General features: G+C 65.6%; 24 protein-coding genes, 1 tRNA gene and 1 pseudogene. 13 read left to right on the top strand and 13 right to left on the bottom strand.

Translation table 11 applies throughout. The features are described from left to right. Nucleotide 1 precedes the first annotated feature (1 nt). Entirely contained in the window at nucleotides 2–1585 is a 1584-nt protein-coding gene (locus tag MKK62_RS06375; RefSeq protein WP_240261850.1) for a peptide ABC transporter substrate-binding protein, read from the bottom strand. A gap of 58 nt (nucleotides 1586–1643) precedes the next feature. Between MKK62_RS06375 and MKK62_RS06380 the strand changes: the two genes are divergently transcribed. Beyond that, entirely contained in the window at nucleotides 1644–2366 is a 723-nt protein-coding gene (locus tag MKK62_RS06380) for an LppU/SCO3897 family protein (RefSeq protein WP_240261849.1), read from the top strand. A gap of 77 nt (nucleotides 2367–2443) precedes the next feature. Then, entirely contained in the window at nucleotides 2444–4399 is a 1956-nt protein-coding gene (acs, locus tag MKK62_RS06385) for an acetate--CoA ligase (protein WP_240261848.1), read from the top strand. A 19-nt stretch (nucleotides 4400–4418) separates the two neighbouring features. Here acs and MKK62_RS06390 read toward each other — a convergent pair. Further along, a pseudogene (locus MKK62_RS06390) lies at nucleotides 4419–5039 on the bottom strand (chymotrypsin family serine protease); the annotation flags it as partial. A gap of 265 nt (nucleotides 5040–5304) precedes the next feature. On the opposite strand from MKK62_RS06390, the gene MKK62_RS06395 reads away from it, so the two are divergent. Then, a complete protein-coding gene (locus MKK62_RS06395) occupies nucleotides 5305–5832 on the top strand; it encodes a phage holin family protein (protein WP_240261847.1) in 528 nt (175 codons plus the stop codon). Continuing rightward, nucleotides 5833–6792, top strand: a complete 960-nt coding sequence (locus MKK62_RS06400; RefSeq protein ID WP_240261846.1) for an alpha/beta fold hydrolase — start codon at nucleotides 5833–5835, stop codon at nucleotides 6790–6792. On the opposite strand, the gene marP is transcribed toward MKK62_RS06400, so the two are convergent. From marP to nth, 4 genes are read right to left on the bottom strand one after another with little or no spacing between them, the layout of a single operon-like run. Beyond that, nucleotides 6785–7975 carry an acid resistance serine protease MarP gene (gene marP, locus MKK62_RS06405; RefSeq protein WP_240261845.1) on the bottom strand — a complete coding sequence of 397 codons (1191 nt, stop codon included), beginning with the start codon at nucleotides 7973–7975 and terminating at the stop codon, nucleotides 6785–6787. The two genes, MKK62_RS06400 and marP, sit on opposite strands and share 8 nt — an antisense overlap. A 28-nt stretch (nucleotides 7976–8003) precedes the next feature. Next, complete coding sequence (locus MKK62_RS06410) at nucleotides 8004–8843, bottom strand: NUDIX hydrolase (RefSeq protein WP_240261844.1); 840 nt, start codon at nucleotides 8841–8843, stop codon at nucleotides 8004–8006. Next, on the bottom strand, nucleotides 8840–9469 hold the full coding sequence (locus tag MKK62_RS06415; protein WP_240263797.1) for a TlpA family protein disulfide reductase: 630 nt from the start codon (nucleotides 9467–9469) through the stop codon (nucleotides 8840–8842). The genes MKK62_RS06410 and MKK62_RS06415 overlap by 4 nt, the downstream gene beginning before the upstream one ends. A gap of 38 nt (nucleotides 9470–9507) precedes the next feature. Next, the gene (nth, locus tag MKK62_RS06420; protein ID WP_240263796.1) at nucleotides 9508–10188 is read right to left on the bottom strand and encodes an endonuclease III; all 681 of its coding nucleotides are present in this window, start codon (nucleotides 10186–10188) and stop codon (nucleotides 9508–9510) included. Nucleotides 10189–10413: 225 nt separating this feature from the next. Here nth and MKK62_RS06425 point away from each other — a divergent pair, with 225 nt between their 5' ends. Both MKK62_RS06425 and crp read left to right on the top strand, forming a co-directional pair. Beyond that, complete coding sequence (locus MKK62_RS06425) at nucleotides 10414–10755, top strand: hypothetical protein (RefSeq protein ID WP_240261843.1); 342 nt, start codon at nucleotides 10414–10416, stop codon at nucleotides 10753–10755. Between the two features lie 92 nt (nucleotides 10756–10847). After that, nucleotides 10848–11522 (top strand): cAMP-activated global transcriptional regulator CRP, encoded by a 675-nt coding sequence (gene crp / locus MKK62_RS06430; protein WP_023368605.1) that lies wholly within the window; start codon nucleotides 10848–10850, stop codon nucleotides 11520–11522. 85 nt (nucleotides 11523–11607) lie between these two features. Here the strand turns inward: crp and MKK62_RS06435 are convergent, their stop codons facing one another. Genes MKK62_RS06435 through sp36 form a run of 3 tightly spaced genes read right to left on the bottom strand, consistent with a single transcriptional unit; the run spans nucleotide 11608 to nucleotide 13009 of the window. After that, a complete protein-coding gene (locus MKK62_RS06435; RefSeq protein WP_240261842.1) occupies nucleotides 11608–12390 on the bottom strand; it encodes an MBL fold metallo-hydrolase in 783 nt (260 codons plus the stop codon). 5 nt (nucleotides 12391–12395) lie between these two features. Further along, the gene (locus tag MKK62_RS06440; protein WP_240261841.1) at nucleotides 12396–12851 is read right to left on the bottom strand and encodes a RidA family protein; all 456 of its coding nucleotides are present in this window, start codon (nucleotides 12849–12851) and stop codon (nucleotides 12396–12398) included. Next, nucleotides 12848–13009 carry a Sp36 family protein gene (sp36, locus tag MKK62_RS06445; RefSeq protein ID WP_156751501.1) on the bottom strand — a complete coding sequence of 54 codons (162 nt, stop codon included), beginning with the start codon at nucleotides 13007–13009 and terminating at the stop codon, nucleotides 12848–12850. The genes MKK62_RS06440 and sp36 overlap by 4 nt, the downstream gene beginning before the upstream one ends. A gap of 164 nt (nucleotides 13010–13173) precedes the next feature. Between sp36 and bagA the strand changes: the two genes are divergently transcribed. Together bagA and bagB are read left to right on the top strand one after the other, a co-directional pair. Next, nucleotides 13174–14193, top strand: coding sequence for an ATPase BagA (bagA, locus tag MKK62_RS06450; protein WP_240261840.1), 1020 nt, complete (start codon nucleotides 13174–13176; stop codon nucleotides 14191–14193). After that, nucleotides 14190–15320 (top strand): ATPase BagB, encoded by a 1131-nt coding sequence (bagB, locus tag MKK62_RS06455; RefSeq protein ID WP_240261839.1) that lies wholly within the window; start codon nucleotides 14190–14192, stop codon nucleotides 15318–15320. Before bagA ends, bagB begins: the two co-directional genes overlap by 4 nt. Here bagB and MKK62_RS06460 read toward each other — a convergent pair. Continuing rightward, complete coding sequence (locus MKK62_RS06460) at nucleotides 15317–15673, bottom strand: WhiB family transcriptional regulator (RefSeq protein ID WP_434085029.1); 357 nt, start codon at nucleotides 15671–15673, stop codon at nucleotides 15317–15319. The genes bagB and MKK62_RS06460 overlap by 4 nt on opposite strands. Nucleotides 15674–15986: 313 nt before the next feature. Between MKK62_RS06460 and ponA2 the strand changes: the two genes are divergently transcribed. Both ponA2 and MKK62_RS06470 read left to right on the top strand, forming a co-directional pair. Continuing rightward, nucleotides 15987–18398, top strand: a complete 2412-nt coding sequence (gene ponA2, locus MKK62_RS06465) for a transglycosylase/D,D-transpeptidase PonA2 (protein ID WP_240261838.1) — start codon at nucleotides 15987–15989, stop codon at nucleotides 18396–18398. A 57-nt stretch (nucleotides 18399–18455) separates the two neighbouring features. Then, on the top strand, nucleotides 18456–19412 hold the full coding sequence (locus tag MKK62_RS06470; protein ID WP_240261837.1) for a metallophosphoesterase: 957 nt from the start codon (nucleotides 18456–18458) through the stop codon (nucleotides 19410–19412). A 4-nt stretch (nucleotides 19413–19416) separates the two neighbouring features. On the opposite strand, the gene MKK62_RS06475 is transcribed toward MKK62_RS06470, so the two are convergent. Further along, nucleotides 19417–19584: a hypothetical protein gene (locus MKK62_RS06475; RefSeq protein ID WP_240261836.1), complete on the bottom strand. Its 168-nt coding sequence runs from the start codon at nucleotides 19582–19584 to the stop codon at nucleotides 19417–19419. Between the two features lie 166 nt (nucleotides 19585–19750). On the opposite strand from MKK62_RS06475, the gene MKK62_RS06480 reads away from it, so the two are divergent. Further along, nucleotides 19751–19824: transfer RNA gene (locus MKK62_RS06480), tRNA-Pro, on the top strand. 41 nt (nucleotides 19825–19865) lie between these two features. Here MKK62_RS06480 and MKK62_RS06485 read toward each other — a convergent pair. Beyond that, nucleotides 19866–21047 carry a tyrosine-type recombinase/integrase gene (locus MKK62_RS06485; protein WP_240261835.1) on the bottom strand — a complete coding sequence of 394 codons (1182 nt, stop codon included), beginning with the start codon at nucleotides 21045–21047 and terminating at the stop codon, nucleotides 19866–19868. Continuing rightward, on the bottom strand, nucleotides 21034–21678 hold the full coding sequence (locus MKK62_RS06490) for a helix-turn-helix domain-containing protein (RefSeq protein ID WP_240261834.1): 645 nt from the start codon (nucleotides 21676–21678) through the stop codon (nucleotides 21034–21036). Before MKK62_RS06490 ends, MKK62_RS06485 begins: the two co-directional genes overlap by 14 nt. 90 nt (nucleotides 21679–21768) lie before the next feature. Here MKK62_RS06490 and MKK62_RS06495 point away from each other — a divergent pair, with 90 nt between their 5' ends. Next, a complete protein-coding gene (locus tag MKK62_RS06495) occupies nucleotides 21769–21990 on the top strand; it encodes a helix-turn-helix transcriptional regulator (protein WP_240261833.1) in 222 nt (73 codons plus the stop codon). Between the two features lie 159 nt (nucleotides 21991–22149). After that, nucleotides 22150–23718: an AICE element replication initiation protein gene (locus MKK62_RS06500; RefSeq protein ID WP_240261832.1), complete on the top strand. Its 1569-nt coding sequence runs from the start codon at nucleotides 22150–22152 to the stop codon at nucleotides 23716–23718. The last annotated feature ends 382 nt before the right edge of the window (nucleotides 23719–24100 follow it).

The raw sequence follows: 24100 nt of genomic DNA on the forward strand, positions 1-24100 counted from the left end.
GTCAGGCCTTCACGATGCGTTCGTAATCGGGCAGTCCGTTCCAGGTCAATGCGACGTGGCTGACGGCAGTCGACCGGCCAGCCACCGCGACGGTATACCAGAGCGGCACGACGGGCATGTCCTGCAACAGGATTCGCTGGGCGTCATTGGCGATCACGAACGATTGCACCAGGCTGGGGGCCGCCTCGGCCGCCGCGATCGACGCGTCGAACCGTGGATTGGAGTAGCCCACGTCGTTGGCGCCCGCATTGGTGACGTACAACGGCTCGAGGAATTCCAGCATCGACGGAAAGTCGCCCTGCCATCCGGCACGGAACGCGGTGCCGATCGTGCGGCTGGTGATCTGGGTCCGAAAGCCGGCGAAGGTGGGCTGCGGCGCGCCGACGGCGTCGATGCCCAGCGTGTTCTTGATGCTGTTGGCCACCGCGTCCACCCACTCCTGATGAGACCCGTCGGCGTTGTAGGAGATTGCGTAGCGTCCAGACCATTTCGAGATCGCGTCGGCCTGCGACCACAGTGCCCGCGCGCGACCGGGGTCGAAACTCAGCGCGTCGTTGCCGTCGATGTCGGGATCGTATCCGGGCAGCGAGCTGGCGGTGAAGTCACGGGCGGGCGTGCGGGCGCCGGAAAAAATCGTGCGGCACACCTGTTCGCGGTTGATCGCCGCGGACAGCGCGAGCCGGCGCAGCCGGCCCTCCTCACCAGAGAAGTGCGGGAGCCGCAGCGGGGTGTCCAGCGTCAGGTTGACCGCCGCGGGGGCAGTCACCGCACGGTCGCCGAGATCGCGGCGGTAGACGGTCAGCACGCTGGGCGGAATGGTGTCCAGCACATCGAGATTGCTCGACAACAGGTCGGCGTAGGCGGTATCGAGATTGGCGTAGAACACGAACCTCAGCCCCTTGTTGTGCGGCGTCCGGTTGCCGTGGTAGCCCGGGTTGGTGACCAGGTCGAGTTTGACGTTGTGCTGCCAGGCCGGGTTACCCGGCTGGTCACCGAGTCGGTACGGGCCGTCGCCGACCGGATGCTGACCGAACGCTGTCATGTCTGCGAATGCCGCGGCGGGCAGCGGGTAGAACGGCGAAAAGCCAAGTCGCAGCTTGAAATCGATCGTCGGCGCTTTGAGCCGCACGGTGAATTCGCGATCACCGACCACACGCAGCCCCGACATCGTGCGGGCAGTCGGCTTCGGCGCGGCCACCTCGTCGAAACCGACAATCGGCGAGAAGAAACTCTGCTGCAGCTGAGCGTTCGTCGCCAGGGCGCCGTAGTTCCAGGCGTCGACGAAGGAGTGCGCGCTGACCGGTGACCCGTCAGTGAATGTCCAGCCCGGTTTCAGCACGATCCGGTAGTTGACATCGTCGACGGTGTCGATTGCGCTCGCGACCTCCAGCGCCGGTTGGCCCTTGGCGTCGTACGACATCAGCCCGGCGAACAGCCGGTCGACGATCCGGCCGCCGTTGGTGTCGTTGGTGTTGGTCGGGATGAGCGGGTTCTGCGGTTCGCCCGCGTTGACGATCACCACGTCAGTGCGGACACCGGCGACGCCACAGCCGATCAGCGACGCGGCGGCGAGCACGGCGGTCACCGCAAGAATGCGAAAACGATGCACGCGGCTCCCTTCGTTCAGCAATACACTTCCTCGCGTGATTGTCACCGAGCTTGCCGAGACAAGCCTCGCTTACTTCCTCGGCGAGTTGGCGGCGATGTCGCTAATCCCCGTCGCGGGCGCGATCCTGCTGATCGCCGGGATCCGGCGGCGTTCACGTGTCCGGCAGCTGCCTCCGGACGGCCCGTCATCGCCCGAGCCGCCAGAGCATCACCCGGTAGCGCAGCCGAGCCGATCGAGCACCGCGATGATCGTAGTAGGACTGATCGTGCTGGCCGGCGGGCTGGCCCAAATCGCAAGTCGCGCAACGGCGGACTTGACTCCGCAGCGTCGGGATACGCCGCCGTCACTGAAGGTCGGCCAGTGCGTCTCGCAGTCCAGTCTCAGCACGAAGAACATGTCACCTAACCCTCAGAGCTGTGACTCGCCGGATTCGACGCTGGAGGTGGCATCGACAGGCGGCGGGTCCGCGGCGTGCCCGGACGGCAAGCTCAAGGATTCGCAGTACGCGGTACTTTTCGACAAATCGACGACGCTGTGTTTCATGCTGAACCTCAAGCAGGGACGGTGTTACTCGGTCGAAGGCACGTCGGAGAACCCGGTGTTCGTCGAATCCGCATGCGATGGATTGCTCCCGGTCGTAGAGGTGGTCAAGAGGATCGAAGGTGACTACGACCGCTCGCTGTGCCCCGAAGCGACCAAAGCGGTCTTCTATCTGAAGCCCGCGCGGCTGTATTGCCTACAACAGCTCCATAGATAGCTGCAGTCAGCTCAGCCGTCGAACCCAGTTCCGAAACGGCTACGCGACCGCGTCATCACCGGGCTAGGCTCGTGCGGGTGACCGAGACGCAGACGCAGGCACCGTCGTATCCACCCTCGAAAGAGTTTGTCGCGCAGGCAAATGCCCACGATGACCTGTACGAACGCGCCGAACAGGACCGGCTGGCGTTCTGGGCCGAGCAGGCCAACCGGCTGACGTGGGCCACCCCGTTCTCGGAGGTGCTGGACTGGTCGGCGCGGCCGTTTGCCAAATGGTTCACAGGCGGCCAACTGAACGTCACCTACAACTGCGTGGACCGCCACGTCGAGGCCGGCAACGGCGACCGGGTCGCCATCCACTGGGAGGGCGAGCGGATCGGCGACGATCGCACCCTGACCTACCGCGATCTGCTCGCCGAGGTGAGCAAGGCCGCCAACGCGCTGACCGGTCTCGGCCTGGTCGCTGGCGACCGTGTCGCGATCTACTTGCCGATGATCCCCGAAGCGATCGTCGCGATCCTGGCCTGCGCACGACTCGGCGTGCTGCACAGCGTGGTGTTCGCCGGGTTCACCGCTACCGCCCTCGGCGCCCGCATCGACGACGCCAAGGCCAAGGTCGTGATCACGGCTGACGGTCAATTCCGCCGCGGCAAGCCCGCCCCGCTGAAAGAAGCCGCCGACCATGCGGTGGCGGGCGCCGACTCCGTCGAGCACGTGTTGGTGGTCAAGCGGACCGGCGCCGACATCCCGTGGACCGACGGGCGCGACGTGTGGTGGCACGATGTCGTCGACTCGGCGTCACCGGAGCACCAGCCCGAAGCGTTCGACGCCGAACACCCGCTGTTCCTGCTGTACACCTCGGGCACCACAGGTAAGCCCAAGGGCATCGTCCACACCAGCGGCGGATACCTCACGCAGGCGTCCTACACGCACTACTACATCTTCGACATCAAGCCCGAATCCGATGTGTTCTGGTGCACCGCCGACATCGGCTGGGTGACCGGCCACACCTACGGCGTGTACGGTCCGCTGTCCAACGGTGTCACGCAGATCATCTACGAGGGCACACCCGATACACCCGACCAGCACCGGCATTTCCAGATCATCGAAAAGTACGGCGTCACAATCTATTACACCGCTCCGACAATGATCCGGACGTTCATGAAGTGGGGCCGCGAGATTCCCGACTCGCATGACCTGTCCAGCCTGCGGCTGCTCGGCACGGTCGGCGAGCCGATCAACCCCGAAGCGTGGCGCTGGTATCGACGAGTGATCGGCCGCGACAGCGTTCCTATCGTGGACACCTGGTGGCAGACCGAGACCGGTGCCGCAATGATTTCCCCGCTGCCCGGGGTCGCCGCGGCCAAACCTGGTTCGGCGATGCGTCCGCTGCCGGGCATCTCGGCAAAGATCGTCGACGACAACGGCAAACAGCTCGAGCCGCCCTCCTCCGACGAGGGCGAGCACACCAGCGGCTACCTCGTGCTCGATCAGCCGTGGCCGTCCATGCTGCGCGGCATCTGGGGTGACGACGAGCGCTTCCGTGAGACTTATTGGTCGAAGTTTCCCGAGCAGGGCTGGTACTTCGCCGGCGACGGCGCCCGCTACGACGTCGACGGAGCCATTTGGATCCTGGGCCGCATCGACGACGTGATGAATGTGTCGGGCCACCGCATCTCCACCGCAGAGGTGGAGTCGGCCTTGGTCGGCCACGCCGCCGTGGTCGAAGCCGCGGTGGTCGGTGCGACCGACGACACCACCGGTCAGGCCATCTGCGCGTTCGTCGTGCTGCAAGCCGACCATGCCGAGACGACTGGCCCGGAGATCATCAACGAGCTGCGCGCAGAGGTGGCCCGGACGATCTCACCGATCGCCCGGCCGCGCGAACTGCACGTGGTGCCCGAGCTGCCGAAGACCCGCAGCGGCAAGATCATGCGGCGCCTGCTGCGCGACATCGCCGAGAAGCGCGATCTCGGCGACACCTCGACGCTGCTGGACCCGGGTGTGTTCGACGCGATCCGCGCTGCTCAGTGAACTAGACCGGGCTCGGTGACTACGCCGGGATCGGGACGAAGCCGGCGCCAGGACGGTTCTTGGCAGCGAGGTCGGCTAAGTCGGCATTGATCGACTGCACCACCGCCGGCGTATGCAGCGGTATGTACTTGATGACGCAGACCGGCAGGTTGTCGCTGAAGGCGCCATGGATCATGCCGACCAGTTGGTCGTTGACGGTCACCGGGGCACCCGAGTCGCCAGGCTGCCCGCAGACCTGCATGAGGATCGTGCCGGGATCCTGGCCCGGACCCCAGGTGACGCCGCACGAGTTGCCAGTGGTGCGGCCCTGCTTGCAAGCGATCTGGCCGGACCCCGGGTCGGGCCCGATGCCGTTGATCGCGAAGCCGCCGAAGTTGGCCTGCGGCAACACCTTCGCCTTATCGAACTGAATGACCGCGTAGTCGAGCGCGTCGTTGCCCGACACCATCGTGCCCACGTTGCCGCGGTTCTTTGCGGCCTCGGCAGCGACCACCGCGCCCGGGCCACCGCAGTGGGCCGAGGTGAATCCGATCAGGTCGCCCTTGGGATCGGTGCCGATGGTGGTCAGCGTGCACAGGGTGTCGCCGTTGACGAGGATGCCGGCTCCCCCGCCGAGCGGAATGCGGTCGTCGGCGCACGCGGCTCCTGGCAGGCCGATTGCGCCTGCCACGGCCACGGCCGTCACACCCACGAGCAGCCGACGGCACATCATCTGCAAGGCGGTTTTCTCCCGTCGGCAAAATGGGCACGCTCAATGAACGTCGCGCCATTCTAGCTCTCTCAATGCCCTGCGAGGCCGATCCGCAAACTGCCTTGCCTCGTCTGGCATCGGGCCCGCGTGGCACGATGAATTGCGACCGACCGCGCGTCCCCTGACCGACAGAGCCATCCCGGAAGGACCGTCTGTGAGCAAGTCAGATCGAAAGAACGGCAACCAGCGCGCTGACGGCGTTCCCGGCACGCTGACCACCATTCCGCTGACCGATCCGCACGCTCTGTCCGCCGAGCCGTCGATCGGCGAGCTGGTCAAAGAGGCTACCGCGCAGATGTCGACGCTGGTGCGCGCCGAGGTCGAACTGGCTCGCGCCGAAATCACCCGCGACGTCAAGAAGGGCCTCACCGGCAGCGTCTTCTTCATTGCCGCGCTCGTGGTGCTGTTCTACTCGACGTTCTTCTTTTTCTTCTTCTTGGCCGAGCTGCTGGACAACTGGCTGTGGCGCTGGGCGGCGTATCTGATCGTGTTCGGGATCATGGTGGTGACGACCGGCGTGTTGGCGTTACTCGGATTCCTCAACGTGCGACGCATCCGCGGCCCGCAGCAGACGATCGAATCGGTGAAGGAAGCCCGGTCGGCGTTCACACCGGGCCATGACAAGCCCGCGGCGCCGGCGCTGAACCAGGGCGGTACGCCCGCCGATCCCTCGGGTTGGTAGATGGCCCCACCAGATCCGTCGGTCACCCGGATCGACGGTCCGTGGCGTCATATGGACGTGCACGCCAACGGGATTCGGTTCCACGTCGTCGAAGCGGTTCCGGTCGATCTGGACGTTCCGCCGACGTCGCTGCCCCTGGTGATCATGCTGCACGGCTTCGGCTCGTTCTGGTGGTCGTGGCGTCATCAGTTGCGCGGCCTCAGCGGGGCCCGGGTGGTTGCGGTAGACCTACGAGGCTACGGCGGCAGCGACAAGCCGCCGCGCGGCTATGACGGCTGGACCCTGGCCGGTGACACCGCGGGACTGATCCGCGCGCTGGGGCACTCGTCGGCGACGCTGGTCGGCCATGCCGATGGCGGGCTGGTGTGCTGGGCCACCTCGGTGTTGCATTCGCGACAAGTGCGCGCCATCGCGGTGATCAGCTCGCCGCACCCGGCCGCGCTGCGCCGATCGGCGCTGACCCGTCGAGACCAGGGCCGGGCACTGCTGCCGTCGCTTTTGCGCTACCAGGTGCCGATGTGGCCTGAGCGCGTCCTGACCCGTCACCACGGCAGTGCGCTCGAACAGTTGGTCCGCAGTCGGGCAGGCGCGGAATGGCTTGCGTCAGAAGACTTTTCCAAGACAATCGGTCACCTGCGGCAGGCCGTCCAGATCCGGTACGCGGCACACTGTGCACTGGAATACCAACGCTGGGCGGTGCGCAGTCAATTGCGCGAAGAAGGCCGGCGCTTCATGCGGCTGATGAGCCGCCCGTTCGGCATCCCGATGCTGCATGTCCACGGCGACGAGGATCCTTACGTGCTGGCCGATCCGGTGGAGCGAACGCAGCGCTACGCTCCCCACGGCCGATACGTATCAGTAGCGGGCGCAGGCCATTTCAGTCACGAGGAGAAGCCGGACGAGGTCAACGGTCACCTGTCGAGGTTTCTCGACCGGGTTTACCGCTCGCCGCTCAACTGACGCACTCACCGGTGGGCACCGCCGCGGTGTCGCCAATGTGCGACAGCTGTGCCGCCACTTCTTTGGCCGTCAGCACGAAACCGGTGTCGTTGTCGTCGACCGCCGCACCGAATACGACACCGATCACCTGCCCGTCGAGGTTGATCAACGGCCCACCCGAATTGCCTTGTTCCACATTGGCTCTGACGGTGTAAACCTCGCGGTTGATGGTCGCCTTGCGGTAAATGTCAGGTCCATTCAGCTCGATCAGCTCCCGAACCCTGGCCGGCGTCGCCATGAATCCGCCGCCACCCGGGTAACCCATCACGATGCCTTCGGTGCCCGAGGTCACCGGGGCGCTGGCGAAGGACAGCGGCCCAGCCGGCAGGTGCGGTACCGAAAGAATGGCGATGTCGACGGTCGGGTCGTAGGACACCACGGTCGCGTCGTACGGGTTGCCGCTCGCCTCGACCGTGACGTTGTTCGATCCGGCGACGACGTGCGCATTGGTCATCACGCGGTCAGGTGAGAGCACAAAACCACTGCCCTCCAACACTTTCGAGCAGCTCGGCGCGATCGCACGGATCTTCACCACGCTCGGCTCGGTGCTCGCGACCACGGGGTTTTTGGCCAGCGCCGAATCGGGAGCCGCCACCGCCACCACCGGTGTCCGACTGAACGGCTCGAGCACCTGCGGCAGGCCCGAGGTGTCCAGCAGGGCCGACAGCCGCTTGGGCACGGTCTTGAGCCACTCCGGCGCGTAGTCGTTGACTTCGCCGAGCACCCGTGAACCACGCACTGCCGCAGCGAGACTCGGCTGTCCCGCGGACGACGTCAACGGGGTCGCCAGCAACCACGCCGCCACCAGCACCACCACCAGCTGAACCGCCACGCCGACCAACGAGTCGAGGAACCGGACCGAGGTGCTGTGGATCGCGCCGCGCACCGCGCGGCCCAGCACCACACCGGCGACCTCGCCCACGACCACCAGCGCCAGGATCAGAAACAGCGCGGCGAACAACTTAGCCCGAGGCGCGGCGACGTGCGCAACCAGGTGCGGGGCCAACAGGACACCGGCGATCGCCCCGAGCAACACGCCCACGAACGACAGCACCGACCCGAGCGCACCCGAACGCCACCCCGAGACCGCCGCGATGAACGCGACCGCCAGCACCGCGATGTCCAACCACTGTGAGGGGCTCATCCAGCATCTTTCTCGTCGCCGACCAGAGTCATTTGCGTCGCTCCTCCTCATATGCGCCGCTATTGCGGCGCACGATCGGGTCGCCGACGCGCGCCATCGCCTCGTCGAGCTCGCGAATGTCGCCGGCGTCCCAGGGCTCAGCCCAGCCGGCAACGTCCAGCATCGCGGAAATCACCTGACCGGTGAAACCCCAGACCAGCATTTCGTTGAGCAGGAACGCGGGCCCGGCGAAGCGGCGGCTGAGGGTGCGGCGGTACACCATCAGCCGGTTGGCGGGATTGATGAAGGCACGGACGGGAACCCGGGCCACGATTGCGGTTTCGGCCTGATCCACCACCGCCACCGGCCCCGGGTCCGGCGAATACGCCAGCACCGGGACGACGTGAAAACCTGACGGAGCGATGAACGTTCGCTCCATCGTGACCAGGGGATGCAGTCGGGCGGTGTCGATGCCGGTCTCTTCGCGCGCCTCGCGCAGCGCGGTAGCCACCGGTCCGTCGTCGTCCGGGTCGGCGGCGCCGCCCGGGAAGGCGGCCTGGCCGGCGTGGTGGCGCAGCGACGCGGCCCGCACGGTCAGCAGTAGATCGGCATCGTCGGGCAGCGCATGGGGTGCGGCGCCGTCTGGCTCTGCCGCCGCCGGGCCGGAGAAGAGCACCAGCACTGCAGCGTCACGTCCCTTGGTGCCGGACAGCGCCTTCGAAGCGGTCACCATGGCCAGCACGTCGGCGGGCAGCCGCCGCTTGAAGGCATCGGGGATCTCGGCGACATTGTCGACCAGCGGTCGCAGCCAGGGCGGCCCGAGTTCGGGTGTCAACAGATCGGTCCCGCCGGCGCGGTCAAGGCGCTGGGAACTGCCGCCTCCGGTCACGGGCGCCCCCTTCGCGCATCCAGCCGCCCGACCGCGTCGGCAATCTCGTCCGCGGTCGCGAAAGCGCGGGGCAGCGTTTTGGCAACGCTACCGTCCGAGTCCAACACGACCGTCGCGGGCATGACGTTCGGCACCTGCAGCGCCGCCGCCACTCGGCGGGCGCCATCCTGCAGCGTCGGAAGGTGGACGCCGAGTTCGGCCAGCCGGATCAGGGCCGCGGTCTCGTTCTCGTCCTGGTGCACGGTCACCACGCTCACATCGGGGCCGATTCGACGCTGATACTCCGCCATCGCGGGAAGTTCGGCGGCGCACGGTCCACACCAATAGGCCCAGAGGTTGAGCACCACGGGGTGGCCGGCCAGCGCCGGCCCGACGTGGACTGTCGAACCGTCCGCCGCGCAGTCGACCGTCACTGCCTGCAGCGCGACCGAGCCAGGCTGTCCGGCGGGACGTGGGCACGGGGCCAGGTCCGCCCGCTGCCGAGGCCCCGCAAGCGCCGCCGCGGTGTCGGCGTCGCGGTGCTCGCGGGCGGAAACCGTCGCTGGAGCGGCGGACGGCTGCGACGTGTGGCGCAGCGCCATCGCCAGAGCCACGACCAACGCCGCGACCAGGACCAGGACCGCCATGGTCCAGCGGGCGCTTCGGGTGGTCGGCACGAGAGGTCTTAAAGCCCGGCCATCGCAAGGAGGTGCTCGGCCTCCGGACCCGTGACCAGCGCGGCGGCGATCTCCGGCTCGGTGGGCCCGGTCCCGTAGGACGGGCAGTCCTTGGCCAGCACGCAGACACCGCAGGCCGGCTTGCGGGCATGGCACACCCGGCGGCCGTGGAAGATCACGCGGTGGCTGAGCAGCGTCCACTCCTTGCGTTCGATCAGCCCGCCGATCGCATGTTCGACCTTGACCGGATCTTCCTCGGTGGTCCACCCCCAGCGGCGCACCAATCGGCCGAAATGGGTGTCGACGGTAATTCCAGGAACGTCGAACGCGTTGCCGAGGATGACGTTCGCGGTCTTGCGGCCGACGCCCGGCAGGGTCACGAGCTCTTCCATGGTATTGGGCAGTTCGCCGTCGAAGCGCTCCATCAACGCTTGACCGAGGCCAATCAACGACGTCGCTTTATTGTGAAAAAAACCGGTCGGCCGAATGAGAGTTTCGAGTTCTTCCCGGTCGGCTTGGGCATAGTCCAGCGCGGTTCGGTAACGGAGGAACAGCGCCGGGGTGGTCAGGTTCACCCGCTTGTCGGTGCTCTGCGCGGACAGGATCGTCGCCACCGCCAACTCCAGGGGTGTGGTGAAGTCCAGTTCACAGTGCGCGTCCGGAAACGCTTCTGCCAGTTTGCGATTCATCCGCCGCGCCCTACGTACCAGGCCGGTTCGAGTCTCCGATGCGAAGCGCCGGGCAACGGCCGCGGAGGGCCCCGCCGGACTTTTGACGACCTTGGCGGCGGCCTTGGCTGGCTTGCCCATTGTCACCCCAACGACAGTACTGATTTGTGATCCCGCTGAGACCTTAGCCGTGTTTACTTGCTGCTTGTGTCCTGGTTGCTAGTTGCATTCACCCCGGGGTTGCTAATGCTGGCAACTTTCGGGCTTGAACGGCTTGAAGCGGGCTTGGAGAAAGACACAGTTACCGCAACTGATGTCGCCGAATTTCTCAAGCAGGCCGAGCCGGCAGATGTGCGCACATTGGCCCGGGAAGGAATGCCCGAGGCGCTGGACTGTTTGCACCGCCGGATGGCCCGGGCCGCCGGCGAGGCGCCTTATTTGCCCAGCCGTGATGAGCCGCCCACCGATCCTTTACTACTGGCAGCCGTCGCGTCGGCGGCTGACCAACCGGCTATAGCCCGCCAACGGCATCAGCATTCGCAGTCGAATCGGCAATTTGCACCGCCTCGGCATGCCAATCGTGTGTAGCGTTGGCACGTCTAGCCAAAGGCCAACCTTTTAGACTCGGCATGCACAGCCGTGCCGACTGAACATTTTTCTTCAATAGCCGAAGGGGAAACGTGGACGAGATCCTGGCGCGCGCCGGAATCTTCCAGGGGGTGGAACCGAGCGCCGTCGCCGCGCTGACCAAGCAGCTGCAACCCGTCGACTTCCCACGCGGACACACGGTTTTCGCCGAGGGTGAGCCCGGCGACCGGCTCTACATCATCATCTCCGGGAAGGTGAAGATCGGCCGGCGTTCGCCGGACGGGCGGGAGAACCTGCTGACGATCATGGGCCCGTCCGACATGTTCGGCGAGCTGTCGATCTTCGACCCCGGTCCCCGTACCTCCAGCGCGACCACCATTACCGAGGTACGCGCGGTGTCGATGGACCGCGACGCGCTGCGCGCCTGGATCGCCGACCGACCCGAGATCGCCGAGCAGTTGCTGAGGGTGTTGGCTCGCCGGTTGCGTCGCACGAACAACAACCTCGCCGACCTGATCTTCACCGACGTCCCCGGGCGCGTGGCCAAGCAGCTGCTGCAGTTGGCGCAGCGATTCGGCACCCAGGAGGGCGGCGCGATGCGGGTCACCCACGACCTGACGCAGGAAGAGATCGCCCAGCTCGTCGGCGCCTCTCGCGAGACGGTGAACAAGGCGCTGGCCGACTTCGCCCACCGCGGCTGGATCCGCTTGGAGGGCAAGAGCGTGCTGATCTCAGACTCCGAACGATTGGCCAGGCGCGCCCGCTAGCGCTACGCCCCCTTGCCGCCAAACAGAAGCCATGGCTGCGGTTTGGCGCCCGGGCACGACCCTGGCTTCCGTCTCGCGGCGTTCGCTAGCGCCGCAAGTAGTCCAACTGAGCCTCCACCGACCACTCCGCGACGTCCCACAGCTCCTCGTCGACGTCGACGTAGACGTGCTCGACGACCTGCCGTGTGGTCGCCTCGTCGCCGAGTTCGCGCAGCGCCGACCGGATCTGGTCGAGCCGCTGTTCGCGGTGTGCGAGGTAGCCCTCGGCAACGGCTGCTATGTCGGGCAGGTCGGGGCCGTGGCCGGGCAGTACCGTTCGCCCGCCCAGACCGCGTAGCCGCTGCAGCGAATCCAGGTAATCGGCCAGGCTGCCGTCCTCGTTGTCGATGACGGTCGTGCCGCGGCCCAGCACGGTGTCCGCGGTCAGCACCGCGTCGTCGAGGACGAAGGACAGCGAGTCTGCGGTATGACCAGGCGTGGCCCACACCGTGATTCGCAGTCCCGCGGCATCGATCACCTCGCCATCGACGAGCTCGCGCGACAACCCGCGCAGGAATCCGCTGCCCGCCGAGCGCACGGGTGCCCCGGTCCGGTCGACCAGCTTGTCGATGGCGTCGGTGTGGTCACCGTGCCGGTGGCTGATCAACACCAGCGCGATGCGGCCGGCAGCGGCGACGGCCGCGATGTGTTCGTCGTCGTCGGGTCCGGGATCGACGACGACGACCTCGTCGCTGCCGGGCGCCCGCAGCACCCAGGTATTCGTGCCGTCCAGCGTCATCTTGCCCGGATTGTTGGCCAGCAGCACCGACGCGGTAGCGGTGACCGGACGCAGTTGTCCGTAGGCGGGGTGCTGCAGAGCCTCAGGCATGGCAGCTACCCGACCTCGACCACCAGCTCGACCTCGACCGGGGCGTCCAGCGGCAGTTCGGCGACGCCGACCGCCGAGCGGGCGTGTACGCCAGCCTCGCCGAAGACCTCGGCCAGCAGATCTGACGCGCCGTTGACGACGCCTGGCTGACCGTTGAATCCTGCTGCGGACGCGACGAATCCGACCACCTTGACGACCTTGACCACCGAGTCGATCCCGACCAGCGAATCGATCGCCGCCAACGCGTTGAGCGCACAGAGACGGGCCAGTTCCTTGCCCTGCTCGGGCGTGACATCAATGCCTACCTTGCCAGCGTGGACCAGCTTGCCGCCCTGCATCGGCAGTTGGCCGGAGGTGTAGACGACGTTGCCGGTTTGCACCGCCGGCACGTACGACCCCAACGGCTGCACGACGACCGGCAACTCGACGCCGAGCTCCTCGAGCCGGGTCGTCGCGGTCACTTGGGGCGTTTCAGGTATGCGACGTGTTGCTCGCCGGTGGGGCCGGGCAGCACGGACACCAGCTCCCAGCCGTCGGCTCCCCACTGGTCGAGGATCTGCTTGGTGGCGTGGGTCAACAGCGGGACGGTTGCGTATTCCCAGGTGGTGGGTTGGCTCATGTCGCGAGCTTATCGGCAGCGGATTTCGGTGAGCCGGCACCCGACGACGATGCACGCCGCAAGGCGGCGTGAGGAGGAGTCGGGTAAACGATGGCGCCCGACGACGATGCACGCCGCAAGGCGGCGTGAGGAGGAGTCGGGCCAACGATGGTTAGCATGCAGGGGTGGGGACCACACCTAGCGGCGCCAGCAAAGTCGGCTGGCCATCGCGATTGTCAAAGGCCCGTCTGCACTTCGTGACCGGCAAGGGCGGCACCGGCAAATCGACCGTCGCCGCGGCGCTGGCGCTCACGCTGGCCGCTGGCGGACGCAAGGTGTTGCTCGTCGAAGTCGAAGGGCGGCAAGGCATTGCGCAGCTCTTCGACGTGCCGCCGCTGCCATACAAAGAGCTCAAGATCGCGAGCGCCGAGCAAGGCGGCCAAGTGAACGCGCTGGCGATCGACATCGAGGCCGCATTCCTGGAATACCTCGACATGTTCTACAACCTGGGCCTCGCCGGGAAGGCGATGCGGCGGATCGGCGCGATCGAGTTCGCGACGACGATCGCCCCGGGCCTGCGGGACGTGCTGCTCACCGGCAAAATCAAGGAAGCCGTGATCCGCGTCCAGAAGGACAAGACCCCGGTCTACGACGCGATCGTCGTCGACGCGCCGCCCACTGGTCGGATCGCGCGCTTCCTGGACGTCACTCGCGCGGTCTCCGACCTCGCCAAGGGTGGCCCGGTGTACTCCCAAGCCGAAGGCGTGGTGAAAATCCTGCACTCCGACCAGACCGCGATCCACCTCGTCACGCTGCTGGAAGCGCTGCCGATGCAGGAGACGAAGGAGGCGATCGACGAACTCCAGGGGCTGAACCTGCCGATCGGGTCCGTCATCGTCAACCGCAACATCCCGACCTATTTGCGGCCCGACGATCTCGCCAAGGCCGCCGCCGGTGACGTCGACGCCGAGTCGGTGCGGGCAGGTTTGGCGGCCGCCGGCATCAAGCTCAGTGACGACGACTTCGCCGGCTTGTTGACCGAGACCATTCAGCACGCCACCCGGATCATCGCGCGGGCGTCGACTGCGGAGCAGCTCGACGAGCTCGAAGTGCCCCGTCTCGAGCTGCCGACCATCGCCGACGGCGTTGACCTCGGCAGCTTGTACGAGCTGTCGGAATCGCTTGCGCAGCAGGGAGTTCGATGAGCACTACACCTCCGTTACTGGATATCGCCGGCATTCTGTCCGACACCTCCAACCGCGTCGTGGTGTGCTGCGGCGCGGGCGGGGTCGGCAAGACCACCACCGCGGCGGCCATGGCGTTACGCGCGGCTGAATACGGGCGCACGGTCGTGGTGCTGACAATCGACCCGGCCAAGCGACTGGCCCAAGCGCTGGGCATCAGCGACCTCGGGAACACCCCGCAGCGGGTGCCACTCGATGCCGAGGTGCCCGGTCAGCTCTACGCGATGATGCTCGACATGCGGCGCACCTTCGACGAGATGGTGGTGCAGTACTCCGGGCCTGATCGCGCGCAGGCGATTCTGGACAACCAGTTCTACCAAACGGTCGCCACGTCGCTGGCCGGCACGCAGGAGTACATGGCGATGGAAAAGCTCGGCCAGCTGCTGGCCGAGGACCGCTGGGATCTGGTCGTGGTCGACACCCCGCCTTCGCGCAACGCGCTGGATTTTCTCGACGCACCCAAACGGCTGGGCAGCTTCATGGACAGCCGGTTGTGGAAGCTGTTGCTGGGACCGGGCCGCGGCATCGGCCGGCTGGTGACCGGCGCGGTTGGCCTTGCGATGAAGGCGCTGTCGACGGTTCTGGGTTCGCAGATGCTTTCGGACGCGGCCAGTTTCGTCCAATCTTTGGACGCCACCTTCGGCGGCTTTCGCGAGAAGGCGGATCGGACGTACTCGTTGCTGAAGAGACGCGGCACGCAGTTCGTCGTGGTGTCGGCCGCGGCGCCGGACGCGCTGCGCGAGGCCTCGTTCTTCGTAGATCGGCTGTCGGAGGAGAAGATGCCGCTGGCCGGGCTGATCCTCAACCGGACCCATCCGATGCTGTGCGCGCTGCCGGTCGAGCGGGCCATCGACGGCGCCGAGACCATCGAAAGCGACGGCGCCAACGCGTTGACCAAGGCCGTACTGCAGATCCACGCCGATCGTGCGGCGACGTCCAAGCGGGAAATCCGTCTGCTGTCCCGCTTTACCGGCGCGAACCCCCACGTCTCAATCGTGGGGGTCCCGTCGCTACCGTTCGACGTCTCGGACCTGGATGCGCTGCGCGCCATCGCTGATCAGATGACGGCGAGCTCGCCCTCGGTCTAGCCGACGCTGCGGTGTTTGCGCTGGGTGTTGAAGAACTCGGCCCAGGACACCACTTCGGGGTGCTGCTTGAGCAGCGCGCGACGCTGACGTTCGGTCATTCCGCCCCAGACTCCGAACTCCACGCGGTTGTCCAACGCGTCAGCACCGCATTCCAGCATCACCGGGCAGTGCCGGCAGATGACAGCGGCCTTGCGTTGTGCAGCCCCCCGCACAAAGAGCTCGTCAGGATCAGCGGCCCGGCATAGCGCCTTGGAAACCCAAGTGATTCTCGACTCCGCCTCCGCCCCGTACAGAACGGCGGTTGTCGGTGCTACCGCGTTTGTCTTACGCGGCGCGGTCCTTATAGCTGACACCAGCGATTCCCCTTCGCTCTTGCCACCGGTAACCCCTAATGCGATCTATGCCACACTGCCGCGCTCGGTGTTACCTGTATCTCATTGTGTGGATAAGCTACGTGGTCAGGTACCAATTACGCAACATTCTGGAGACGCTTTTTTGGGACGACCGTGCAGTCCGATCATGAACGGGTGCCCGGAGGCCGCTGAGAAACCGCGTGATAGCGTCCTGAGCTGCGGCTGAAAACTACCTGAGGCGCGGCGCCGGGGGAATTCCAGTTCACCGGACGCTCGCGGAAACCTCGCTCGCGGCGCCGCTAGTGTAGTAGCCATGTCGGAGCGGCCCGCGACTGCGGTCACCATCGCCAAGCTCGCCGGGTGTTGCCTACTCGCCAGCGTCATCGTCGCTGCGCTGCTGTTCCCGCTAGCCGGTGGAATCGGCCTGATGTCGAACCGCGCGTCCGAGGTCGTCGGCAACGCATCGGCGCAACTCCTGGAGGGCCAGGTGCCCGCGGTGACGACGATGGTCGACGCCAAGGGCAACACCATTGCATGGCTGTACTCGCAGCGCCGGTTCGAGGTGCCCAGCGACAAGATCGCCAACACCATGAAGCTCGCCATCGTCTCCATCGAGGACAAGCGGTTCGCCGAGCACAACGGTGTCGACTGGAAGGGCACGCTGACCGGTCTGGCCGGCTACGCCTCCGGCGATGCCGACACCCGGGGTGGCTCCACGCTCGAGCAGCAGTACGTCAAGAACTACCAACTGCTGGTGATTGCTCAAAGCGATGCCGAAAAGCGCGCCGCCATCGAGACCACTCCGGCGCGCAAGCTGCGTGAGATCCGGATGGCGCTCACCCTGGACAAGACGTTTTCCAAGCCGGAGATTCTGACCCGCTACCTGAACCTGGTGTCGTTCGGCAACAACGCATTTGGCGTCCAGGACGCCGCGCAGACGTATTTCGGCATCAACGCCTCGGAGCTGAACTGGCAGCAGGCAGCGTTGCTGGCCGGCATGGTCCAGTCGACCAGCGCACTCAACCCTTACACCAATCCGGATGGCGCGCTAGCACGGCGAAACTTGGTGCTGGACACCATGATTCAAAATGTCCCGAATGAGGCTGACGCAATCCGCGCCGCCAAGGCCGAGCCGCTGGGAATCCTGCCGCAGCCCAACGAATTACCGCGAGGCTGTATCGCGGCCGGGGATCGTGCCTTCTTCTGCGACTACGTGCAGGCCTACCTGTCGCGTGCCGGCATCAGCAAGGAACAGCTCGCTCGCGGCGGGTACCTGATCCGCACCAACCTCGACCCCGATGTGCAGGAACCGGTCAAACACGCCATCGACCAGTTCGCCAGCCCAAAGCTGGAGGGCATCGCCAGCGTGATGAGCGTCATCCGGCCGGGCAAGAACTCGCACAAGGTCGTGGCGATGGCCAGCAACCGGACCTACGGGCTGAACACCGAGGCCGGTGAGACGATGCGCCCGCAGCCGTTCTCCCTCGTCGGCGACGGCGCGGGGTCCATCTTCAAGATCTTCACCACCGCCGCGGCGATGCAGATGGGCATGGGCATCAACACCCAGCTCGAAGTGCCGGGCCGGTTCCAGACCAAGGGCATGGGCAACGGCGGCGCGAAGGGTTGCCCGAAGGAAACCTGGTGTGTGGTCAACGCCGGCAACTACCGCGGGTCGATGAGTGTCACCGACGCGCTGGCGACCTCGCCCAACACCGCGTTCGCCCGGCTGATCCAGCTGGTCGGGGTGCCGCGCGCGGTCGACATGGCGGTCAAGCTCGGTCTGCGCTCCTACGCCGAGCCGGGCACCGCGCGCAACTACGACCCGGAGAGCAACGAAAGCCTGGCCGACTTCATCAAGCGGCAGAACATCGGCTCGTTCACGCTCGGCCCGTTCGAACTCAACGCGCTGGAGCTGTCCAATGTCGCGGCGACGCTGGCCTCCGGCGGTACGTGGTGCCCGCCGAACCCGATCGACAAGCTGATCGACCGCAACGGCAACCAGGTGTCCGTCACCACCGAGGCGTGTGACCAGGTGGTGCCCGAAGGCCTGGCCAACACGCTGGCCAACGCCATGAGCAAGGATGCCGTCGGTGGTGGCACCGCGGCCGGATCGGCCGGGGCGGCGGGCTGGAACCTGCCGGTGTCCGGAAAGACCGGCACCACCGAGGCGCACCGGTCGTCCGGCTTCGTCGGCTTCACCAATCAGTACGCCGCCGCCAACTACATCTACGACGACTCGACCTCGCCGTCGGACTTGTGCTCGTCGCCATTGCGACGCTGCGGAGACGGCAATCTCTACGGTGGTAACGAGCCGGCACGCACCTGGTTCACCGCAATGAAGCCGATCGCCACCATGTTCGGTGACGTCAAGTTGCCGCCCACCGATCCCGAGTACGTCGAAGGCGGACCGGGATCCCGGGTACCGAGCGTGGCCGGACTCGACCTGGACGCCGCGCGGCAGCGGCTGAAGGAATCCGGTTTCCAGGTCGCCGAGCAACCGGTCTCGGTGAACAGCAGCGCCAAGTACGGCGAGGTCGTCGGCACCACACCCAACGGGCAGACAATCCCGGGCGCGGTCGTCACCATCCAGACCAGCAACGGCATCCCACCGCCACCGCCCCCGCCGCCCGACGGGGCACCGCCCGCGCCGGTGGGATCGCAGGTGATCGAGATTCCGGGCCTGCCGCCCATCACAATTCCGATCCTGGCCCCGCCGCCTCCCTAGCGGCGCCGCTGGTGTGTGCGCCGCCAACATTCAGCTACCCGCAGTACGCTGGCTCGCATGTCATCGGCTCTCGCTTTCAGGAATGTCGGCGCCGTCGCGCTGGGGTCGGCCGCCGCCGGACTCGGCTACGCCTCGCTGATCGAGCGCAACGCGTTCGTATTGCGCGAGTTGACCATCCCGGTGCTCGACCCGGGTTCCTCGCCGCTGCGGGTGCTACACATCAGCGACCTGCACATGCGTCCCGGCCAGCGCCGCAAGCAAGCGTGGCTGCGGGAGCTGGCCGGCCTGGAGCCCGACCTCGTCGTCAACACCGGTGACAATCTGGCGCACCCGCGGGCGGTGCCAGCCGTCGTCCAGAGCCTGGGGGATCTGCTGTCGGTGCCGGGCGTCTTCGTGTTCGGCAGCAACGACTACTTCGGCCCACGGCCGAAGAACCCGATGAACTACCTGACCAACCCTGGTCATCGCGTCCATGGACAACCGTTGCCCTGGCAGGACCTGCGGGCAGCGTTCACCGAACGCGGTTGGCTCGATATGACACACACCCGCCGCGAGTTCGAGGTGGCGGGCCTGCTCGTCGCCGCGGCCGGCGTCGACGACCCGCACATCGCCCGCGACCGCTATGACGCCATCGCGGGCCCGTCCAGCCCGGCCGCCAACCTCCGGCTGGGGCTGACCCACTCGCCGGAACCGCGGGTGCTGGACCGGTTCGCCGCCGACGGCTATCAGCTGGTGATGGCCGGACACACGCACGGCGGACAACTGTGCCTGCCGTTTTACGGGGCCCTGGTGACCAACTCGGGTCTGGATCGGTCTCGCGCCAAAGGTCCGTCGCGGTGGGGCGCCGAGATGCAATTGCACGTGTCCGCCGGAATCGGCACGTCGCCGTATGCGCCGGTGCGGTTCTGCTGCCGCCCCGAAGCGACCCTGCTCACACTGATCGCGGCGCCCACCGGGGGCCGCGACTCCGAGCACGACTTAGGACGGTCTCAGCCGACCTATTCGGTGGGCTGAGCCGTCACCGCGCGCCGGTCAGCATTCCACCGCGGGCGGCGTCGTCACCGTGATCGGCCCACAGCTGGTTATCCCACCCGGGATCGGTTTCGCTGTCGGGCGCAGTCACCAACAGCCACAGCACCCCGAGCACAAGAAGTCCGCCGAACACCACGGCGCCTAAGACCGTCATGATTTACCTGCTTCCGTTGCACATCGTGCGAGATCAGTCTATTTAGCGGTGCCCGGTTCGGACTTATTCCACGCCGTGATGTGGTGCAGATCGCTCGACGCTCATTCCGCCGCGATGCGCTTTAGGAGGCTGCCGGGTCGGTGCGATACGCTGTCGTGGCTTTAATCGGGGTGTGGCGCAGCTTGGTAGCGCGCTTCGTTCGGGACGAAGAGGTCGTGGGTTCGAATCCCGCCACCCCGACTCCTGTTTGAGCAGATGAAGACCCTGATCCCGCGTCTGGATCAGGGTCTTCGATTCTCCCCAGTTCGCAGCTGGTCCGCAGTAGCTTCGAGCGACTTCGCCCGGGCCACGTCAAGGGCGGTCGCAACCCGTTCCAAGTCGTCGGGGAATAAGTCAGCATAGGTATCAAGCGTCAAAACCGCTGATGCGTGGCCGAGCATCGTCTGGACCGCTTTTACGTTCGCGCCCGCGCTGATCGCTAGAGAGGCCGCGGTGTGCCGAAGGTCGCGTGGAGTAACCGAGGGAAACTCGGCCACTTCTGACACGACGTGCTTCAAGGCCTTGTTGAAGACGCGTGGCCGCCAAAGTGACACCCTGAGCACTCCGCCCTCCGGTGCAGTGAAGACCAGGTCGTCGCGACCCTTATCGGCTAGGAGGATATTTAGTTCCTCGTTCAGGAACGTGGGGAACGGCACCGTGCGCCGCTCATGACTTTTCGGTGTGGACCACACCAACTCACCGCGCACTTCTGCAACAGCTTCGCGGACGTGCACACGCTGGCGAGACATGTCGGTATCTCGAGCGTGTAGAGCGGCCATCTCTCCCCAGCGCAGCCCGGTGTAGGCGAGGAATCGCACTACTGTCGCGCTGCACCCAGTCGCTAGGGCTAAGAGCTCAACCTGCTGGTGGGTCAAATAGCCCCTGGGTCGATGCAAGCGCCGCGGCAGTTTGACTCCAGCGCAAGGGTTTCGGGCGATCCGCCGGTCTTCGACCGCCATCTCCAGCACTTGACGAAGGATGCCCATCGAATTCTCGATTGTCGCGGGACCCGCGCCCGAGTTGACGAGATCCTGCACCCAGGTTTTCACCGCTGTCGGCTGGATGTCGGCGACTGGTACTGGGCCCCAACGCAACTCAACGTGCGCCGGCCATGTGTACCCACGGGTTGAGGCAGTTGTTGCTTTAAGGTGGCTTTGCGTATCACCCCACTCCCTATGAAGCTCAGCGACGGTGATACGACCAGCTTTCGGGGTGACATACGTGCCAGTGACGTGGCTGGCAGTGATCTCATCCAGCCAGCGTTTTGCTTCAACCTTTAGGTCGTACGATTTGGAATGTTCGCGCCCTTGATCGTCGACAAAGCGGGCGAGCCAACGGCGACCTTTGCCTGCGCGCGCGGTCGGTTTTCCGTCGGCGCGACGCCATCGATCCTCGACGCCGGCGCGGCGGTTACGTCGTTGCATGGCCGATCCACTTCATCGGGAATCTGACTGACCGGAAACGTTCTTCCGGGCCTTTAGCCGTGAATAGCGTTTCGATGGCGGCGATTGCTGTCCGCTGCAATTCGCCCGCTACTCGCTCGTCGACCGGGATTTCAGAATCTTCGACCCACTGCTGCAGTTCCTGGAGGAGTGCGAGCAGTTCGAAACCGACGACCTCTCCCATCTCGAGACCTTCTGCACGCCCACGCAACAACGAGAGTCTGTCCCTGGTGGTTTGACTCGTATCGAGAAGTTCTGTCAGCGACTGGACCAACATTCCGAGCTGCGCGAACCCGACCCAAGCGGCACGAAGGCAGGAGCCCGCCTGGGTCCGGAGCTGAAGCGCCTGCGCAAGTGGGTCGTGAATCTGCGGGACTATGAGCTTGTTCATGTCGACGTTGAGGCAGCTAGCCATTGTGGCGGCCTCGCGCAGCTTGACCTCTCGGGTTCCTCTTTCGATGCGGGTCACGGCTGATGGGTCCAGCTTCACCCCGCGTGTGGCTAACGCTTCTGCTAGCTGGCGCTGACTCCAACCTCGCTGCTCTCGTGCGGCCCGAAGATTTCGACCAAAGCTCGCGCCGAAGTCCCCCGAGTCAGGATCGTCTTGATGCACGAATCACATATTAGTGCAGAAACAGCATCAGGAGTACGGGAGACTTGGAGTAGGTGCTGAAACGGCATGACAGTGCAAAAGGAGCATGAGATGCAACCAGATCGAGTGATCGATGACGAATTCCTGGCGACCGCGACGGTCTCGAAAATCACGGGCGTGCCGGTGACGACGCTCAGATATTGGCGTCACGCCGGGGGTGGACCTGCCAGCTTCACGCTAGGCCGGCGGGTTGTCTATCGGCGCAGCGAGATCGAGCGGTGGATCGCGGAGCAGGAGGAGGCCACCCGCCGAGGCGGCAACGGCGCCGCATGAGACCAAAAAGGGACCCTGGCGGCTATCCAGGGTCCCTGATTCGAACCGCCCCATCTGCAAAGGATTGTTCACGTTGACGATAACCTACGCGCGGCTCGCTTCCCGCACGAAAACGTATCGCCTGCTCCAGGCCGCGGCCTTCGCGATTGGCGTCGAGCGATGACGGCCCCCGACCAACCGGCCGAGGCGCCGAGCACACCTCCGGGACTCGATTCTTCAGTGCAGCAGAAGAAATCGGCTGCGGTTCGGCTGGTCGAGATGACCCGGTCTCGCTATGAGCTGGGCTGCACCGACGACGATGAAACCTTTGGCGCAAGCAAAGCCCAGCCGCATATCGCCATGCTGTTGCGCGGAGGGCGCGCCGGCCTCCGGGCCGACGTTGCTGCTCGGTACTTCTCTGAAACTGGCACCGCAGCTAGCGGCCAGGCTCTTACCGACGCTGTCGCCATTCTCGAAGGGTTGGCCGCACAGAAGCAGCCGGAGCGATTACATCTTCGAGTCGCGAACACTCACGACGCCGTCTTCATCGACTCGGGGCGACTCGACGGAAAGGTCATCCGGATAGCTGACGGCACTTGGTCGATTGTTACGTCGGCGCCGGTCAGATTTCTGAGGACGAAACTCACTGGCGCGTTGGACATTCCAGCCAATGATCCGAGTCTGGATATGCTGTGGCAGTTCGTCAATGTGGCCGAGGGCGACCGCCCGGTCCTCTTGGCCGTGCTAGTCGCCGCCCTGCTGCAAAGCGACAGTCCACATCCCATCCTCGCGCTTTTTGCGGAACAAGGCAGCGCCAAAAGCACCACAACGCGGATGATCGTCGACCTGATCGACCCCTCCCCCGTTCCGCTCCGACAAGCGCCAAGAGATGCCGAGTCATGGGTTACGGCAGCTGCCGGCTCATGGGTAGTTGCCCTCGACAACCTATCTGGCATCCCCAGCTGGTTGTCAGATTCATTGTGCCGTGCGGTAACTGGGGATGGCAGCGTCAAACGCGCTCTGTACACCGACGCTGGGCTGTCGATAGTTAGCTTCCGCAGGTGCGTCATCCTCAACGGTATCGACGTTGGAGCAGTGCGGCCTGACCTCGCCGAGCGTCTCGCCGTTGTCGACCTAAAGCGAATTGATCTCCGCTCCAGGCGAACTGAGTCGCAAATCCGACAAGAATGGGCTGATGCTCGACCGCGAATATTGAGCGGGCTGCTCGATCTCGCCGCGGCAGTTCACACTCAGGTAGCAACCGCGCGCCTGGATTTCACGCCGCGTATGGCAGACTTCGCCCGCGTGCTCGCCTGCGTCGACTCACATCTCGGCACCAACGGCCTCGCCCGCTACATGACGCGCGCAAATCAACTGAGCGAAGACAGCCTTCAAGCCGATCCGTTCATCGACTCGCTAAGAGACGTCTGCACAGAACCTCTTGTGAACAGGACTGGCGCAGAGCTTCTTTCCATCGTCGCGCCGCACCCCGAGGCTGGCAGACGACCCGCTGGATGGCCGAGGAACGGACGCGACGTGACCACACTGCTGAAGCGGAATGCGACCGCACTCCGAAACCTCGGCTGGGGCGTCGAGGACGACGGCGGCCACAATCACCGCAACGTCCTACTTTGGACGATAAGTCCCCCCGTCAACGAAGATGTCGCGCGTAAACCACCCTCGCAACCCTCGCGACTCCGTGATCAGGACGACGCGATCAAGCTCGACTCTTCGACGTTGGCCGGGTAGGCCCGGGACGAAGTCTCATTGAAAGTGCCAACGGTCGCGCGAGTCTGGCGCGAGTGTGTCGCGGTCGGTTACCCACCCTGGGTCATCAGCGCCGTTGAAAAGCTCTGCGAAATCGGGCCATTGGCGCCACCTGCGAAGTTCGTGTAGCCCTAAGCTCTCCATGTCGCGACGGTAGCGGTTGTTCATGCGGGTCGCCACCCGTTTAAGCAGTATCCCGGGATCCACCACCGCTAGAACTCACCCGAGGGTCGGCGCCAGTCACTACCCGTCGCCGTCGTGCCTTCTGCAATCGAAATGCACTGCCTCACATATCTCGTCGGGACGTTGCGCCCGCGGAGCAGCCGTGGCAGTTTAAAGGACCCAGGTGCGGCCGCTGCCTGAA

Source organism: Mycobacterium paraterrae (genome assembly GCF_022430545.2).
GTDB classification, from domain to species: Bacteria; Actinomycetota; Actinomycetes; order Mycobacteriales; family Mycobacteriaceae; genus Mycobacterium; species Mycobacterium paraterrae.